This window comes from Pseudoduganella aquatica (genome assembly GCF_020865585.1).
Classification (GTDB): Bacteria; Pseudomonadota; Gammaproteobacteria; order Burkholderiales; family Burkholderiaceae_D; genus Rugamonas; species Rugamonas aquatica_A.
Map to the genome: position 1 here is coordinate 4,700,958 of NZ_CP086370.1, position 17,378 is coordinate 4,718,335.

The following is a 17,378-nucleotide window of genomic DNA, read 5'->3' on the forward strand; positions in this document are numbered from 1 at the left end:
GCCACATGCGCCCGGCCATGGCGCGCAGTTGCCAGCGAGTGCACGCGCAGGCACGCGGCAGCTGCACCTTGGCGGCAACATGGCATGCCGACCAGATTCGCCAACTCTGCTGTCGCCTTCCACTCACCTTAATGCGTCCTAAACCGCCCCCACGACAACAACTCTTCCGTCAAATCGGGATCGCTGGCGAGATCCTCTAGCAGGCGCAGAACGACCGGATCTTTAGATCGCCGCAGTGCAGACAAAAGCAACAGGCGACTTGGCCCATTGCTTCGGTCTCGCAGCAGTTCGATATATTCAGGCAGGCGGTCTTTCGAAAAGGCGGCTGACAGCGTGCAGGCAAGGCCATCCTTGGCGCCCAGTTCGTACATCTTGTCGTCACCGGGCGCTTTAAATCCGAGTCCGGATTTCGCCTTACGATACTCTTCAACCAATAGCGGCCATGCATTCCTGACTTGAGGATCCCGCACAGCGAGGGCGCGGGCAATACCTTCCCGCGTGCGATCCGAATACGGCATCTGGAGATGTTTTAGCAGCACTGGAACAGCGTTCGCATAGCTCTCTGCTGTGTTCACCAGATCCCAAACAGAGCGGACATTCATTCCGGCCTCTTTAAGCTCTGCGATCAACGGCGCCGCCTCAACTGCCAGCCTTGCTGAACGTAACAATCGTTCGTCATCGAGCCTTCGGTTTATCTCACGCAATCGGGATTTTTCGTCATCATCCAGCTTAAGTCGAGACAAATCGCTAGCTCTTACGTTTTCAAGCTCATCATCCGTCATACGGTCGCGGATAGGGGCCTTTTCTTTACTGTTTTTCATTACGGAATCAATAAACGGTTAATTAGGCCGATGTCTACGGCATTCTGTAAAGGAGCAGATAAGTTCGTGCCTTGCCGGGTATAGAGATTAAACTTGAGCGCATTATCTTTAGCGAAGTCAGAATAGTCTCGCAACTGTCTAGAAAAACTCAATTTCGCGACATTTTTAACTTCATTAACGGCATCCTCTGATATGCCATCAGGTATTCGCCTACGTCCATTCACCTTGATTGTTCTTCTCACTCCAATGTCGAAGGCACTGCATACAGATGCTTCGCCCTGCCGTCCCAGTGCCACAGCGTTTCGAATTGGCGAACTAGCTGGCGACGCTCCCGGCCCATCCCCGGTCGCCAGTGCATTCAGCGTTAATCCTACATCTAACAGCGCTAGGAAAGGCACACACGCAGGGCACAAACCTAGACGATCGGTATAGCTAAGTGGATTACCATCCACATAAGAATAGAGGCTACTCCCTTCTAGCAGTCCGACGGGGTCACTTTGGATGTAACGCCCGAGCGAGGCATCATAATAGCGGTGCCAGTTGTACCATAGGCCCGTCTCCTTGTCGTAGTACTGCCCCGGGTAACCGATGTTCATGTCCCCAATGGTGCTGGTTTCCACTTTGCGGTCGAACGCCGTGTTGGCGGCGCGCCAAACCTTTTTCGTCGTGGCGTCGAGCAGCACCACCGGGCGGCCGGTCCTGTCGTTGTGGCTCGCGTAGATCGTGCCGTCGCGCTCGATGGCCAGCAGTTCGCCGCCCAGCCAGATGTAGTAGGTGCGGCTGCTGCCTATGTACTCGGCCACGAGCTCGCCATCCGGGCCATACTGATAATGTGTGACGCTGCCGTTCGCCACTTTTACTGCGCGCTGGTTGAGCGCATTGTTGTAGTATGCCGCCTGGTTCGCTCCGACCTGGGCTCCGTTCATGCGGAAGAACGCATCATAGCTGTAGGTGCGGGTTCCGCTGTTGGCCGTTTCCCTGAACAGGTTGCCTAGCGCGTCGTATTCGAAGCTGCGCCACTGCCGATTGTCCAGCGTGTGCAATAAGTCCAGGCGGTTGCTGGTCGGGGAGATCACGCTGTGATATTCGATGCCGAAGTTGCGGTGCACGCCACGGTTGCCGCTTTGGTCCCAGACGTAGGCCTGCACATTGGCCGCCGGGCCAGAATAGCCCAGCCGGTCATTGGCGTCATACCCCATGTTCTCGCTCAACGTCGGATAGGCGGCATCCGTGATCCGGTTCAGCGTGTCGGTAGCGTCGTAGCCGTAGGTCTGGTTCACCGCGTTGATGCTGTAGATTTTCTCGATACGCCCGTCCGTATCCAAAGTATCCAGCCGTGGAATGCTGTTGTTGAAGCGCCAGCCGTAGCGCCTGCCGGTGGCGGGCTGGTACAGGAACTGGCTGGCAAGCACACCCCAGGTGCCGCCCTTGCTGGTGCGGATGCGGGTCAGTTGGCCGACCGTGTTGTAGTCGAAGCCCAGCGATAACTGGCTGCCGTCGTAGCCCATGCCTATCAGGCGTCCGGCCACGTCATACGCCCAGGCGGTCGTATGAATCCCGCCATAGACGTTGCTGACTTTGCCCACCAGCTCTTCCGCGTCGTTGTAGCCGAAGTCGGTACTGCCGGTCGCGTCGGTGAACCTTTCCAGCTTGCCCATGGGGTCGTATGCATACGTTTCGGTGACGCCGCCGCGGCTGCGCGTCCGCAAGCGCTCCAATGCGTCTAGCGTATAGACTATGGCTTCGCCGGCGCGGGTTTCGCTTTTCAGCCGGCCGGCGGCATCGTAGCCGTAGCTCACATTACCGCCATCGGGACTGTTCACTGTCGCCACATCGCCAAAGCCGGTGTAGGTGTAGTCCGTTCGGATACCGCGCGGGTCGTAGAAGTAATGCAGGCGGCCCTCGTTGTCGTACTCCCAGCGGCTCACGCCGCCGTCCGGCGCGACGCGCCTGACGGGCCGGTCCTGGGCGTCGTACTCGAAGGTGGTGGAGCGGCCCAACGCGTCCGTCTGGGTGGCCAGGTTGCCGTTGAGGTCGTAGCGGAAATCGGTTCTTTGTCCGTGATTGCCCAGTACCGTGTAGGGCCGGCCCAGTGAGTCGAACACGGTGACCTTGCTGAACCGTCCCTCGGATTTCGCCAGCGGCACGTTGCCGGCCGCAGGAACATGGCGCTCGGCGCTCCAGGTCATGGTGTTGCTGGGCGCATCGAACACCGTCGTGGCATAGTTCCCGGCCGCGTCGCCAGTCCGGTCCAGGCGGCCGCTGACGTTGTAGCGGTAGCGGTCAATGCGGCCGCTGGCATGGCTGACATCCATCACCTGGCGGTCATGGTTGTAGCTGAATTTGGTGAACCGCTTGCCGCCCGCCAGCAGCAGCGCGTGCTGGGTGAGGTTGCCGTTCACGTGGTAGCCGAATTCTTCGACCCGGTTCTTGAACGTGGTGTGGCGGCCCGGCTGGCCCATGCTGTTGTGGTTGGCCCAGCTCTCGGCGTAGCCCAAGGGATTCACGTGCCGCACCAGGTTGCCGCTGGTATTGAACTCCAGCGTGTCGGTCACATACCCTTCCGGCAGCCAGCGCGACGCCGTGCGCGCGGCCAGGATGTTGCTCGGGTGCCTGGTGTATGTATAGATAATCTCGCGCCGGTTGCCGGTCTTCAGGTCGTCCCAGACTTCCGACTTCAGCTGCGATCCTTCGTATGTGTAGGTGACGCGCAGGTAGGCTATCCCATTGGTGCCGCGCCATTCCGTTGTCTTGATATCGTCGCCTTCCCATGTGTATATCGTTGCCAGGGCATCACTGGTGCCGGCTGCGGTCGTGACGTCCGTCAAACGTCCGAACTCGTCGAAGGTGTAGTCGGTTTTGCTGCCTTCCCAGTCCAGCTGGTAGTCGATATAACCGTTGGCGTCGTACACGGTTTTCGCGCTGGCGGACGAGCAGGTGGCGCTGGGTGCGCGGGAGATGGTGTCGATCTTCATCTCGCCCAAAACATTGATGAATGTGTAGTCGGTGGACTGGCCGCGCAAATCCGTCACATTCGTCAGGTTGGCGCCGTAGTTGAACGTTTCCTTTTCTTCCCCGCTGGCCGGGCCGCTGTCTTTTGCGCGCCGGTCCGGGTGATAGGTGTAATTGCTGAAGGGCACGCCATTAATCACTATGCCGGTCACCAGCGTGGGGTCAGTGCTTGCGGGGTTGTCCGGGCCGCCGTAGGTATATTCACGGATATCCTGCTGGCCAGCGGCGCCGGGCGCGGTCACCTTCGCCAGCATGTTGTTGCCGTCGTAATCGTATGTCCAGATGGAGCCGGCCGGATCGCGCACCGTAGCCACCAGTCCGTTTCCGCCATAGCCCAGCGCTAAGGTCTTGCCGGCGGCGCTGGTGACCGTGATCAAGCGGTTGCCCTGGTAGCCGAATGACAGCACCGCGCCAAAGCTGTCCACGATGCGCTGCAGGTATCCGTCGTTGCTGTAGGCGTAGAGCGTCTTATCCCGCGTGAGCAGCCATTCGCCGTTGGCCCTGTGGGTCAGCGTTCCGGCCGACTGCGATTTGCGCACGGTGTAGTCATAAAGGCGGAAACGCTCATCGTGGAATAGCTGGAGGCCGTAACTTTGCTTGACGCCGTCGGGATCGGTCACGATGACCGTGCGCGGAATGCAGCCACCGACTTGCAGGCGGTAGCAATTCGCTGTGACGATATTCAAGCGGGGGTAATCGATGCTGGACAGCCAGTAAGGCCCGAACAGGGTTCCGGAGGCGTTCTGGCTCCGGTAAGTGCGGGCAAGGCCGAGGCCGTAGTCACCCATCGCCTGGAAGTCCCGCTCGAACAGCAGTTTTTCGCCCGTGGCGACCACCACGGGGTTGCCAATTACAGGAGAGGCGCCGTTCGGCGCTCCTGTTTTTGATTTATTGCAGCCAATCTCGCCATGATTTGAGTTGCTATCGGACGGCGGTGCGGCGACGACCCTGGCACCGCCTCCCGTCGAGCGCTCCACCCAATCGTAGCGCTCCCGATTACGGATAAGGTCGAGATAATCCAGCATTCCAGGATCGAAAATCGGGCGCTGGCCAACGATCTCAACCACCTGCATTTCCTCGGCCTGCGCGCTGTGCGGCAGGATGGCACTGGCGAGCGCTAGTGCTAACAGGAACATTTTCATTGCGTCCCCCATTGAAAATTGAATTAACCAAAAGTCAATGTAGGCAATTTAATCATTACCCCATCAGGCACGCAGCTACTTTATTTTTTATTTTTTTTGAACTTTCTACAGTTGAGCCGGCTCCGGGAATCAACGCAGCAGGCGCAGGCCGTACAGGCCGCCCGCCATGGAACCGGGGTGCGCGACGAATTTGACGGTCAGCTTGCGCGGCTGGCCGGGATGGCCGGCGGGGATGGCGAAGTCGCGGGTGTAGATTTCGTCGGCGGCGTCGCGGCCCAGTATCACCGTTTCCAGCAGCTCGCCGTTGACCACGATGTCGAACTTGCGGCCCGCGTCGGCCCGGGAGAAGGACAGGCGCAGTGTTTTGGCCGCACCTTCCTTGTCATTCAGCTCGTAGCTGAACCAGGCTTTCGCGTGGCGCCAGTGGCGGCCCTTGTTGATACCCGCATCCGCCCCCTCGCCTTTGAAGAAGTGGTCGGACTCGGGCTGCTGCTCGCCCGGCGCCACCTGGTCCACGGTGATGGCGTCCAGCGCCAGGCGCTCGGACTCGGCGCGCGCGTTCGCGGCGCGCATCACCGCCAGGTTGGCGGGCGTGGTCTGCTGCCAGTACATCATGTAGCGCGAGTCGTGCAGGCGGAAGAAGGGAATAAAGCGGATGCTCTCCGCGCCCGGTCCCTGCACCAGACCCGACGCGCGGAAGGTGAGCGGCTGGCCCGGCACCGGCTTGAACTTGTCGAGGAAGGCCTTGCTGTCGCTGACGAACAGCGGCGCCGCCTCCAGCGGACACACCGGCCCCTGCGCGATGTGGCCCATGCGCGAGTCGTCGGCGAAGTAGTTCAGCTTCTCGCTGGCGAAAGGCTGCGTCTTCGCGGCCAGCACGATGGGGCCGTGCAGCACCGCGTAGTAGTTGGACTTGTCCGGCATCTGCTCCAGGCGGGTCTTCATCGGCAACTGGATCTCGACCTTGTCGCCGGCCTTCCACTCGCGCGCGATAGCGGCGTAGGAGCCAGGCTTGGCATCCACCTTCACGGCCTTGCCGTTGACGCGGATTGCCAGCGTGCCGGGGGCAACCCATTCCGGGTAGCGCACTTTCATGGTGAAGCGGCCGCCGGATTCCAGCGTGATGCTGGTGCGGTCTTCGTCCGGGAAGCGGGTCTCCTGGCGCAGCTGGATGCCCTTGGCCTTCCAGTTCAGCGTGGAGGGGATGAACAGGTTTACGAACAGCGCGTCGCCTTCATGCGCGTAAATGAATTCGCCGTACTTGGCGTGGCTCTCTATTCCGGAGCCCACGCAGCACCACATGCCCTTGTCCACCTGCGAATACACGCGGTAGTGGTTGGGCCGCATGGGCGTGAAGTAGACGAAGCCGCCGGTGTCCGGCCGCTGCGAGGACAGGATGTGGTTGTACAGCGCGCGCTCGTAGTAGTCGCCGTAGCTGCCTTTCTGGTCGCCCTGGAACAGCAGCTCGGTAAGCTTGAGCATATTGTAGGTGTTGCAGGTTTCCGGACCTTCGGTCTCCTGCACCATGGAGCTGTAGTCCTTGTCGTCGTGGAAGTGCTCCTTGACGCTGTTGCCGCCTATAGCCACGGTGCGGTGGTCGCGCACGGTCTGCCAGAAGAACTGGGCGGCCTGCTGCCACTTCGGGTCGCCCGTCATGTCGCCGATGCGCTTGAAGCCGATCACTTTCGGAATCTGCGTGTTGGCGTGCAGGCCTGTGAGCTGGTCGCGCCCTTCTTCCAGCGGCTTCAGTATGGCCTGGTGCGAGAACTTGATGGCCAGGGCCAGGTATTTTTTATCGCCGGTCATCTCCGCCACCTGGGCAAAGACTTCGTTCATGCCGCCATGCTCGCTGCGCAGCATCTGCTGCATCTGCTCGGGCGTGAGGTGGGTGCTCAGTTCCAGCGCCCAGTCGGACAAGGAGACCAGCATGGCCTTGGCGTCCGCATTGCCGCCCAGGCGCCAGGCGTCGTACAGGCCGGCGTAGACTTTGTGCAGGTTATACCAGGGGACCCATTTGCCATTGACGGAGAAGTTATCCGCTTGCAGCTTGCCTTGCGCGATGGCGTTCCATACGTCCTTGCCGCCGGGGATGCCGCCAATATAGCCGTTGGCGTTGGCTTCCTGGCAGCGCTTCAGTTCCGCCACGAAGTAGTTCAGGCGCTTGAGCACTTCGGGGTCGCCGGTGGAGGCGTACATCAGGGCCAGCGCGGACAGGTAGTGACCGCCGAGATGACCGTCAAGTCCGCTGGACTCCCAGTTGCCGTAGCTGCCGTCCTTCTTCGGCAGGCCCGCTTCGCGCAGGAAGGGAGCGAGCAGCTTGTCCGGCTCCAGTTCGAGGATGTATTTCAGGTCCGTGTTCTGGGCATCCAGGAAAGGGCTGGGCGACAGGCGCACGTCGGATAGCGGAAACAGCTCGGCCGCGTAGCCCGCCTGGGCCGCGAGCGCCAGTTGCAATGCAAAGGCGATGGGGATCAGTTTCATGTCGTGAGGCCGGTCACTGCAGATTGCTTTGGTAGCGGTTGAGGTCTTGCTGGTCCAGTACCGGCCAGCCGCCCTGGTCCCACTTCATTTCAAGGATCTTGAGCTTCTGGCGGTATTTGTCGGCGGTCTCGTAGGCGTGGGTGACGAAATAGTCCTTGCCGTCCATGCTGTAGGCGCTGTTGTGGCCTACGCCTTGCCAATCCTTGTCGCCCGCGATGACGAGCGAGCCGCCGCCGGCGGCCATGTCCTTGCCGCTCTTGTCCAGATAAGGGCCGGTCACTTCGCGCGCGCGGCCCACCACCACGTGGTAGGTGCTCTTCTCCTTCTGGCAGCACAGGCCCCAGGAGGCGAACAGGTAGTAGTAGCCGTCCTTCCGGAAGATGAACGGCGCCTCGATTTCCGCCGGGCCGCCGGATTCGTCTGCCGTGAAGGCGGGACGTTCGCGGCGCGCGATGGTGCGCCACTCCTGCGGCTCGGCGAGCCTGGTGCGGTCGTCGTTCAGCTTCACCAGCTTCAAGCCGCCCCAGAAGGAACCGAAGGACATCCAGCCCGCGCCCTTGCCGTCTTCAATCACGTTGGGGTCGATGGCGTTCCAGAGGTCGCGGCCGGGCACCGATTGCAGCACCATGCCCTGGTCTTCCCATTTATAGTCCGGCGAGCGCGGGTCCAGCGTCTTGTTGACGGTGACGCCTATGCCCGAGGTGATCTTGCCGAAGCCGGACACCGAGTAGTACAGGTAGTACTTGCCCTTGTAGTGCTGCACGTCCGGCGCCCAGATATGGCCGTCGAAGCTGGGCGCAGCCTGCTTTGCCCACGCAGGCTGTCCAGGGAAGACGCGGCCTTCCGGCTTCCAGTCCTTCATATTGGTGGAACTGTAGAAGGTGATGCCCGGCCCGGTGCTGAAGACGTAGTAGGTATTACCCTCCTTCGCCATCACCGGGTCGTGCACGCCCACCTGCGCCGCCTGCGCGGAGCACGCCAGTCCCGCCGCCACTATTGCCGATACTGCCCATGCTCCATACTTCATCGTCATTCCCATCAGGTTGCACTCACGGCGCGCGGTTCACAGCTTACTCGACGGCGACGACAACCACCGCCTTGGCCGGCAGCTTGACCTGCAGCTTGCCGCCGCTGGCCTTGGCTTCGAACGGCACCGGCTTCACCGCCTGCGGCTGGGCAAAGGTGTTGTGCGCATCCATCGCCTCGGCGGTCAGCAGCTGCCCGCGCGCCACGCCTGCCTTGGCGCCGGCGACATTGATTTCCAACTCGGCCTGTTCCTTGGGATTGGTGTTCACCAGCGCCAGGTAGACCTTGCCGTCCTTGCCGCGCGCGGCCGATGCGCTCACCTGCGGCACGCTGACGCTGCCAACGCTGTACTGGCCGTTGTTGGCCACGGTCACCGGCAGCGAAGCCGCGTCCTGGAACGGCACATACATGCGGTAAGCGTGATAGGTCGGCGTCAGCAGCATCTTGTCCTTGTCGGTCAGGATCATGGCCTGCAGCACGTTCACCATCTGCGCAATATTCGTCATCTTCACGCGGTCCGCGTAGTTGTGGAAGATGTTGAAGTTCAGCGCCGCCACCACCGCATCGCGCAGGGAGTTCTGCTGATACAGGAAGCCGCTGTTGGTGCCCTTCTCCACGTCGTACCAGGTGCCCCATTCGTCAACATAGAAGCCCACTTTCTTGGACGGGTCGTTCTTGTCCAGGATCTTCACGTTCTTCTGGATCAGCTCATCCATGCGCAGCGTGTTCTTCATGGTGGAGATCCACTGGTCCTCGGCAAAGCCGGTGGCCGCGCCCTTCACGTCCCACTTGCCGGTCGGGATGGTGTAGTAGTGGAAGCTGATCGCATCCATCTTGTGCTTCACGTTGGCCGACAGGGTCTCGGTCCACTTCGTGTCGTTGTCATTGCCGCCGCTCGCGATGAACTTCGGCATATTCTCCTTGGGCGCCTTCAGGAATTCAGCGGCGTTCTTGTAGAGGTTCGTGTAGTGCTCCGGCGTCATCTGGCCGCCGCAGCCCCAGGCCTCATTGCCCACCGCGAAGTACGCCACCTTGAAGGGCTTGTCGCGGCCGTTCTTGCGGCGCATTTCCGCCAGCGTGGACTTGGACGGCGACGTCATGTACTCCAGCCATTCCGCCATCTCCTGGTTGCTGCCGGTGCCCAGGTTGCCGTTCACATAAGCGTCCGCGCCCAGCAGCTCCACCAGGTCGAAGAACTCGTGCGTGCCGACCGCGTTGTTTTCCTCAACGCCGCCCCACATGGTGTTGACCTTGACCGGACGCTTGGCGCGCGGGCCGATGCCTTCGCGCCAGTGGTACTCGTCCGCGAAGCAGCCGCCCGGCCAGCGCACCAGCGGCACATGCAGCTCCTTCAGCGCACCCAGCACGTCGTTGCGCCAGCCCTTGGTGTTCGGCTGCTTCGAATTCGGGCCGACCCACATGCCCTCGTAGATGCCGGTGCCCAGGTGCTCGGCAAACTGGCCGTACACGTTCTTGTTGATGACCGGACCAGGCTTGGCTGCGTCAATGGTGATGGTCACTTCGCCTGCAGCGAAGGCCGCGCCGCTCGCCAGGCTCATGGCCAGTATGGTTTTTTTAATCAGGTTCATCTCGTCTCCTTGGTTTTTATTTGAATACTGCGACGAAGCCGCCGTGCGGCTTGATCGTGATCTTGCTTGCCTTGCCCGCCGCGAAGGCAGACTGGGTAAATTCGCGCTGGCCCGCACCGTCCGTCAGCAGCATGCCTGTGCGCTTGCCGAGGAAGGACAGGTCCAGGTCCAGCGTCTTGTCCGTATCTTCCGAATTGATGCCGGCAACGTACCAGGCATTGCCCGCCTTGCGCGCGATGACGGCGAACTTGCCGGGGAAGCCGGCCACAAAGCGGCTGTCGTCCCAGCTGCGCGGCAGATCCTGCAGGAAGGCCTTCACATAAGGCGGCACCGTCGCCATGCCCTCCGGGACTTCGGCAAAGTGCTGTATGCCCGACAGCAGGAGCACCGACTCCGCCAGCTCAAAGCCGTTGCGCGTGGCGCGCTTGATGTTGGGGATGTCCGCAAACACCATGGGCGTAAAGTCCATCGGATCGAACAGATTGCGCGTGAACGGCAGCATGGACATGTGGCGCACCACCGCGTCCTGGTCGCCCTGCGTAAAGGTGGTGAACTCCAAGCCCTTGATGGCCTCCGCCGTCATCAGGTTGGGATAGGTGCGCGACCAGCCGCGCGGCAGCGTCGCGCCGTGGAAGTTCACCAGCAGGCCGTAGTCCGCCGCGTCCTTCAGGATATCGATGTAGTAGGCGATCATGGACTTGCCGTCGCCGGCGAAGAAGTCCACCTTCACGCCCTTCACGCCCATGGCCTGCAAGCGCTCAAACTCGGCGCGGCGCGCCTCGCGCGTCAGCAGCTTGCCCTTGGGCGAATATTCGGTCTGGTTCCACGCGCCGGACGAGTTGTACCAGACCAGCACGCCCACGTTCTTCGCAGCCGCATAGGCGGCCAGCTCCTGCACCTTCTCGTAGCCTATCTTGCGGTCCCAGTCCGCATCGATCAGCGTGTAGTCCCACTTCATGTCCGCCGCGTAATCGATGAATTTCTTCTGCACGTCGTAGACGGTGTGGTCATCCTTCAGCAGCGCCCAGCTCCAGGACGCGTGGCCGGGCTGCGGCAGCGCAGGCGCCGAGGCGGCGCGGTGCGCGGCGGGTGCGGCCAGGTCGGTGCCCAGCGTGGAATTGACCAGCGTGGGCAGCGAGCCTATCGCCAGCACACGCCAAGGCGTGGCCAGCGTCCCCGTCGATTCCGCCAGCAGCGCGCCGCCGGTGAACACCTCCGGCTCGGCCGGGCCGCCGATGCGGTACACGCCGTTGGACGAGTCGGCCTGCAGGCGGGACGCGTGGAAGCTGCCATCCATATTCGCCTCGGTCAACGCCACCCAGGTATCGCCGGTCTTGAACAGCGCCGGGAAGACCCAGCCCGCCTTCATCCGCGACGGCGTACCGACCGGGATGGCCATCTGATAATGCTCTTCATAGGACGGGTTGGTATTCTTCCAGCCCGTCTGCGCGACGGACATAGGCTGCAGCCAGGCCTGGGCGGACTTCGCGAAAGCAAAGCTCGTGCTCTCGCCGGTGAATTTCTTCAGCGGCAGCGACGGCTCGGCGACGAGGTAGCGGAAGGCCACGCCGTCGTTGGAAACGCGGAAAGCCACCTCCATGGTCTGCTTCTGCGCGTTGCGCAGCGTGTAGACCTGCTCGTTCGCCGCGTAGCTGATGCTGCGGCGCTTCCCCACCGCCATCTGATACTTATCGGACACCGGCTTGGCGGCGGTCAAACCCGCCAGCACCAGGCCCTGCGTGAAATCCGCGCCCTCCAGGCTCAGGCCCAGCGCGGACGGCAGCAGTACCGGCTTGCCGTCGCGCGCAACAGCATACGTCACCCCGCCCTGCGCCACGCGCACGCTGACAACAAGGCGCCCATCCGGACTGCTCAAGCCCGCCTGGGCCGCCGGCGCAACGGCGGCAACGGCAACTGCCAGCGCCACACCAAGATTCAAATGCGAAATCATCATTCTTAGCCACGCCCGTCGCCAGACAAGCGCCCTCCTTGTAAGTTCACACATTCCCCTCCAGGGGGGTTATACCCAGCCGGCGTCGACGATGAATTCCTGGGCGGTGCACATGGCGCTGTCGTCGGCGGCCAGGAACAGGATCATGGAGGCGATGTGGCCGGGCATGAGCTTGCCGGGCAGGCATTGCATGCGCTTGATTTCGGCTTCGGCTTCGCCGTCCACCCACAGGTCGATCTGGCGCTGGGTCATGACCCAGCCGGGGGTGACGGTGTTGACGCGGATGCCATGCGGGCCGAGGTCGCGCGCGAGGCTGCGCGTCAGCCCTATCACGGCGGCCTTGGTGGTGGCGTACACCGGGTAGCCGGCGCCCTTGGCGTGCCAGGAGATGGAGCTGACGTTGATGATGGAGCCGCCGCCTTTGCGCTTCATGCCCGCCAGTACAGCCTGCGCGGTGAAGAACATGGGCCGCTGGTTGATGGCGATGCGCTCGTTCCAGTAGTCCAGCGTGACGTTTTCGGCGTCGTGCCGCTGGTCGTTGGCGGCGTTGTTGACCAACACGTCGAAGTCGCCCAGCTTGGCGGCCAGTTCGGCCACCGTGGCTTGCAGCGCGGGGATGTCGGTGATGTCGCAGTGGCGGAACTCGGGGACCGGATGGCCCGCTGCGGCGATGCGTTCGACCAGCGCTTCGCTGGCGTTCTTTGCGATGTCGACGAAGCCGACCAGCGCGCCCTGCTCTGCGAAGGCCGTCACCAGCGCTTCGCCGATGCCGCTGCCGCCGCCTGTGATGAATACGCGCTTGCCGCGCAGGCTGCCGAATTTGGCAAGGTCTGTCATTTTGTCTCCTGCTTTTTTTTATGATTTTTATGCTGCTGGCGGCGGGTTACGGCCTTTGGCCTAACCCGCCCTACGTGCTCAGGCTTTGCCCAGCACGCCGTCGCGTCGGCGCCAGATGTCCAGGGGGTTGCCTTCGCGTAGCTCCACAGGCAGCAGCGCTTGCGCGAGGTTCTGGTAGCACACGGGACGCAGGAAGCGGTTGATGGCGGCCGTGCCGACCGAGGTGCTGCGCCCGTCGGCCGTGGCCGGGAACGGGCCGCCATGGACCATGGCGGTCGCCACTTCCACGCCGGTGGGCCAGCCATTGGCCAGGATGCGGCCGACTTTGCGTTCCAGTACCGGCAGCAGCGCTTGCGCGTCGGCGTAGTCGCCTTCGTCGAGCTGCAGCGTGGCCGTCAGTTGGCCTTCGAGCTTTTCGGTGATGGCGCGCATTTCGGCGACGTCCTTGCAGGCCACCAGCAGCGAGGCGGGGCCGAATACTTCGTCGTGCAGCGCGTGGTCGCCGAGAAAGGATGCGGCGCTGGCTTTGAAGAAGGCGGGCGCGCCCTTGCCTGCCAGCTGTTCGCCCTTGGCCAGCGTGGCAACGCCGCCCTGGCTGGCCAGTTTGTCCACGCCGCGCTGGTAGTTGCCTGCGATGCCGGCGGTGAGCATGGGGGCCGCTGCGGTTGGCTGCAGGGCCGCCGTGGCGGCTTGGGCGAAGCGGTCCAGGTTCGGGCCGTCTATGCCGAACACCAGTCCGGGATTGGTGCAGAACTGGCCCACGCCCATCACCAGCGAGGCGGCGAAGTCCTGGGCAATGCCTTCGGCGCGCGCGGCCAGCGCCTGCGGCAGCAGGTACACGGGGTTGATGCTGCTCATCTCGGCGTACACGGGGATGGGCTGCGGACGCTGGGCGGCCACCGCCATCAGCGCCATGCCGCCGAAGCGCGAGCCGGTGAAGCCGACCGCCTGGATGGCGGGATGCGCCACCAGCGTCTGGCCAAGCGCGTTGCCGGTGCCGGTCAGCAGCGAGAACACGCCGGCCGGCAGGCCGCACTCTTCCACCGCCTTGACGACGGCACGGGCTACCAGTTCGGAGGTGCCGGGATGCGCGAAGTGGGCTTTCAGCAGCACCGGGCAGCCTGCGGCCAGTGCAGAGGCGGTGTCGCCGCCGGCTACCGAGAACGCGAGCGGGAAATTGCTGGCGGCGAAAACGGCCACCGGACCGACCGGGATCAGGCGCATGCGCAGGTCGGGACGCGGCGGGGTGCGCTCGGGCAGCGCGGTGTCGATGCGGGCGTCGCGCCAGGAGCCTTCGCGCAGCGTGGCCGCGAACAGCTTGAGCTGGTTGACGGTGCGTGCGCGCTCGCCTTCGAGGCGGGCGCGGGCCAGGCCGGTTTCGGCCATGGCGCGTTCGATCAGCGCGTCGCCCAGGGCCATGATCTGCGCGCCTATCGCTTCGAGGAAGGTGGCGCGCTCGGCGTCGCTGGTGGCGCGGAAGGTGTCGAAGGCGGCGCCGGCCAGGCTGCAGGCCTGGCCGATCTGGTCCGCGTCCACGGTGTGGAAGGCGGGTTCGATGGCCGTGCCCAGCGCGGCGTCGTAGCCGTGGAATGCGTCGCCGTTGCCTTTGACGGCAACGCCGCCTATCAGCGATTCGCCGGTGAGTTTCATAGCGCGGTCACTTTCGTGTGGCTGGTTTCAACTACTTCAAGACGGTTGCGCAGCGCGGGGCCGAAGGCCGGCGCTTCGATTTCGAAGCTTTCGCCGGGCTGCACGGTGATGTTGTCCGCTACGCTCAACGTGGCGGTGCCGAAGAAGTGGATGTGCACGTCGCCGGCGCGCTTGAACAGGCCGTATTTGAAGTGGTGGTACTCCAGGTTGGCGATGGTGTGGGACATGTTTTCCTCGCCGCTGAAGAAGGCCTTCTCCCAGCGCACCTTGCCTTCCTTGTCCAGGATGCGCGAGGTGCCGGTGACGCTTTGCGGCAGTTCGCCCACCAGCAGCGCCGGACCCAGGCCGCACACGCGCAGCTTGGAGTGGGCCAGGTAGAGGTAGTTCTGGCGCTCGGTCACGTGGTCCGAGAATTCGTTGCCGATGGCGTAGCCCAGGCGGTAGGGCTGGCCGTCGTCGCCGATGATGTAGAGGCCCGCGATTTCCGGCTCTTCGCCGCCGTCCAGCGCGAAGTCCGGCATGACCAGGGGCTGGCCGCTGGCGGCCACGATGGAGCCGTCGCCTTTGTAGAACCATTCCGGCTGCACGCCTTTGGCGCCGGGGGCGGGTTTGCCGCCTTCCACGCCGAGGCGGAACATTTTCATGGAGTCGCTCAGGGCCTCGACGTCGCCGCCGATCTTCTTGTGCATGGAGTCGCGCGTGTCGGCGCTGCCCAGGTGGGTCAGGCCGGTGCCGGTGACATAGGCGTGGGCCGCGTCTTCGTGGTCCAGCGGCGTGAGCAGGCGGCCGCTTGCGGCCACGTCGGCGTAGTTGTGGGTTTGCGCGCCGGCGTCTGCCTGGGCCAGTTCGGCCAGGCTTTTCTTCTGGCGGATGGCGGCTTGCGCCAGGGCGTAGGTGGTGGCGAAGCTTTCCAGTTCGCGGATGGCGCCCTGCTCCAACAGGCCTACGCGGCGTTCACCGTTTTCTTTTTTAAATTGTACGAGCAGCATGGGTGTCTCCGTATTAATGCGAGTGTTTGGGTACGGCCGAACCGCGGCTGCCGACCAGGAAGTCGAAGTCGCAGCCTTCGTCGGCTTGCAGCACGTGGTTGATGTAGAGCTGCTGGTAGCCGGACTTGGCGCCTTCCACTTTCTGCTCGGCGCGCGCGGCCTGGCGCTGCGCCATTTCCTCGTCCGAGATTTCCAGGTTCAACTGGCCGCCCGCGCAGTCCAGCGTGATGTAGTCGCCGTCGCGCACGATGCCCAGCGGGCCGCCGGCCATCGCTTCCGGCGCCACGTGCAGCACCACGGTGCCGTAGGCGGTGCCGCTCATGCGGGCGTCCGAGATGCGCACCATGTCTTTCACGCCGGCCGCCAGCAGCTTGGGCGGCAGGCCCATATTGCCCACTTCCGCCATGCCGGGGTAGCCTTTCGGGCCGCAATTCTTCATCACCAGGATATCGTTCGCGTCCACGTCCAGGTCCGGGTCCATGATGCGTTCTTTGTAGTGCTCGAAGTTCTCGAACACCACGGCCTTGCCGCGATGCTGCATCAGCGCCGGCGTGGCGGCGGACGGCTTGAGCACCGCGCCGCGCGGCGCAAGGTTGCCGCGCAGGATGCAGATGCCGCCGTCTTTCAGCAGCGGCTTGTCCAGCGGACGGATGACTTCATCGTCGTAGATCGGCGCGTCGTTATTGTTTTCCCACAGCGTCTTGCCGTTGGCGGTCAGCGCGTCCTTGTGCGGCAGCATGCCGCCTTCGCCCATGCGGCGGATCACGCCCGGCAGGCCGCCTGCGTAGTAGAACTCTTCCATCAGGAAGCGGCCCGACGGCAGCAGGTCCACCACGGTGGGCTGGCCACGGCCGATGCGGGTCCAGTCTTCCAGCTCCAGATCCACGCCGATGCGGCCGGCGATGGCTTTCAAGTGGATCACGGCGTTGGTGGAACCGCCGATGGCGGCGTTCACGCGGATGGCGTTCTCGAACGCTTCCTTGGTCAGGATCTTGGACAGGCGCAGGTCTTCCCACACCATATCCACAATGCGCATGCCGGACATATGGGCCAGCACGTAGCGGCGCGCGTCCACCGCAGGGATGGCGGCGTTGTGCGGCAAGGTGGTGCCCAGCGCTTCGGCCATGCAGGCCATCGTCGATGCGGTGCCCATGGTGTTGCAGGTGCCGGCGGAACGCGAGTGGCCCGCTTCGGCGGCCAGGAATTTGTGCATGGAGATTTCGCCGGCCTTGACCTGCTCGTGCAGCTGCCACACGGCGGTGCCGGAACCGATGCTCTTGCCGTCCAGCTTACCGTTCAGCATGGGGCCGCCGGAGACGACGATGGTGGGCACGTCCACGGACGCGGCGCCCATCAGCAGCGCGGGGGTAGTCTTGTCGCAGCCGACCAGCAGCACCACGGCATCCATGGGGTTGCCGCGTATGGACTCTTCCACGTCCATCGACGCCAGGTTGCGGGTCAGCATGGCGGTTGGGCGCAGATTGGATTCGCCGTTCGAGAACACCGGGAACTCCACCGGGAAGCCGCCCGCCTCGAGAATGCCGCGCTTGACGTGTTCGGCCAGCTTGCGGAAATGGGCGTTGCACGGCGTGAGTTCTGACCAGGTGTTGCAGATGCCGATAATCGGCTTGCCCTGGAATTCGTGGTCTGGAATGCCCTGATTCTTCATCCAGCTACGGTACATGAAACCGTTCTTGTCCTGCGTACCGAACCACTGCGCCGAGCGCAGTTCCACTTTTTTCTTCGTCTCCGACATGCAAAATCTCCTGTAATTTTCGCACTGCAATAGTGGAATACTAAAGAAGGTATTGATGTCTTTCCAATGAATTAAAAATCGATATCGATACTAAAATTGATATCGCCTGTGAAAATTGCCTTAC

The 17,378-nt window shown here is 63.0% G+C and carries 10 protein-coding genes; all 10 read right to left on the reverse strand.

The genetic code is table 11. The annotated features are described in order from the left end of the window. Window positions 1–128: 128 nt before the first annotated feature. The 10 genes from KT882_RS20980 to KT882_RS21025 all read right to left on the reverse strand — a co-directional run bounded on the left by KT882_RS20980 (window position 129) and on the right by KT882_RS21025 (window position 17,254). Complete coding sequence (locus KT882_RS20980; protein ID WP_161070624.1) at window positions 129–821, reverse strand: hypothetical protein; 693 nt, start codon at window positions 819–821, stop codon at window positions 129–131. After that, window positions 821–4,975 carry an RHS repeat-associated core domain-containing protein gene (locus KT882_RS20985; protein WP_321170279.1) on the reverse strand — a complete coding sequence of 1,385 codons (4,155 nt, stop codon included), beginning with the start codon at window positions 4,973–4,975 and terminating at the stop codon, window positions 821–823. The genes KT882_RS20980 and KT882_RS20985 overlap by 1 nt, the downstream gene beginning before the upstream one ends. A 129-nt stretch (window positions 4,976–5,104) precedes the next feature. After that, window positions 5,105–7,456 (reverse strand): beta-L-arabinofuranosidase domain-containing protein, encoded by a 2,352-nt coding sequence (locus tag KT882_RS20990; protein ID WP_228893212.1) that lies wholly within the window; start codon window positions 7,454–7,456, stop codon window positions 5,105–5,107. Between the two features lie 13 nt (window positions 7,457–7,469). Continuing rightward, entirely contained in the window at window positions 7,470–8,483 is a 1,014-nt protein-coding gene (locus KT882_RS20995) for an arabinan endo-1,5-alpha-L-arabinosidase (protein ID WP_228893213.1), read from the reverse strand. A 43-nt stretch (window positions 8,484–8,526) separates the two neighbouring features. Next, window positions 8,527–10,071 (reverse strand): alpha-N-arabinofuranosidase, encoded by a 1,545-nt coding sequence (locus KT882_RS21000; RefSeq protein WP_228893214.1) that lies wholly within the window; start codon window positions 10,069–10,071, stop codon window positions 8,527–8,529. 16 nt (window positions 10,072–10,087) lie between these two features. Further along, window positions 10,088–12,025 carry a glycoside hydrolase family 97 protein gene (locus KT882_RS21005; RefSeq protein WP_228893215.1) on the reverse strand — a complete coding sequence of 646 codons (1,938 nt, stop codon included), beginning with the start codon at window positions 12,023–12,025 and terminating at the stop codon, window positions 10,088–10,090. Window positions 12,026–12,091: 66 nt separating this feature from the next. Next, entirely contained in the window at window positions 12,092–12,859 is a 768-nt protein-coding gene (locus KT882_RS21010) for an SDR family NAD(P)-dependent oxidoreductase (protein WP_228893216.1), read from the reverse strand. Window positions 12,860–12,937: 78 nt separating this feature from the next. Beyond that, complete coding sequence (locus KT882_RS21015; protein WP_161070619.1) at window positions 12,938–14,509, reverse strand: aldehyde dehydrogenase (NADP(+)); 1,572 nt, start codon at window positions 14,507–14,509, stop codon at window positions 12,938–12,940. Then, complete coding sequence (araD1, locus tag KT882_RS21020; RefSeq protein WP_161070618.1) at window positions 14,506–15,498, reverse strand: AraD1 family protein; 993 nt, start codon at window positions 15,496–15,498, stop codon at window positions 14,506–14,508. The genes KT882_RS21015 and araD1 overlap by 4 nt, the downstream gene beginning before the upstream one ends. Before the next feature lie 13 nt (window positions 15,499–15,511). Next, the gene (locus KT882_RS21025) at window positions 15,512–17,254 is read right to left on the reverse strand and encodes an IlvD/Edd family dehydratase (RefSeq protein ID WP_161070617.1); all 1,743 of its coding nucleotides are present in this window, start codon (window positions 17,252–17,254) and stop codon (window positions 15,512–15,514) included. Between the last annotated feature and the right edge of the window lie 124 nt (window positions 17,255–17,378).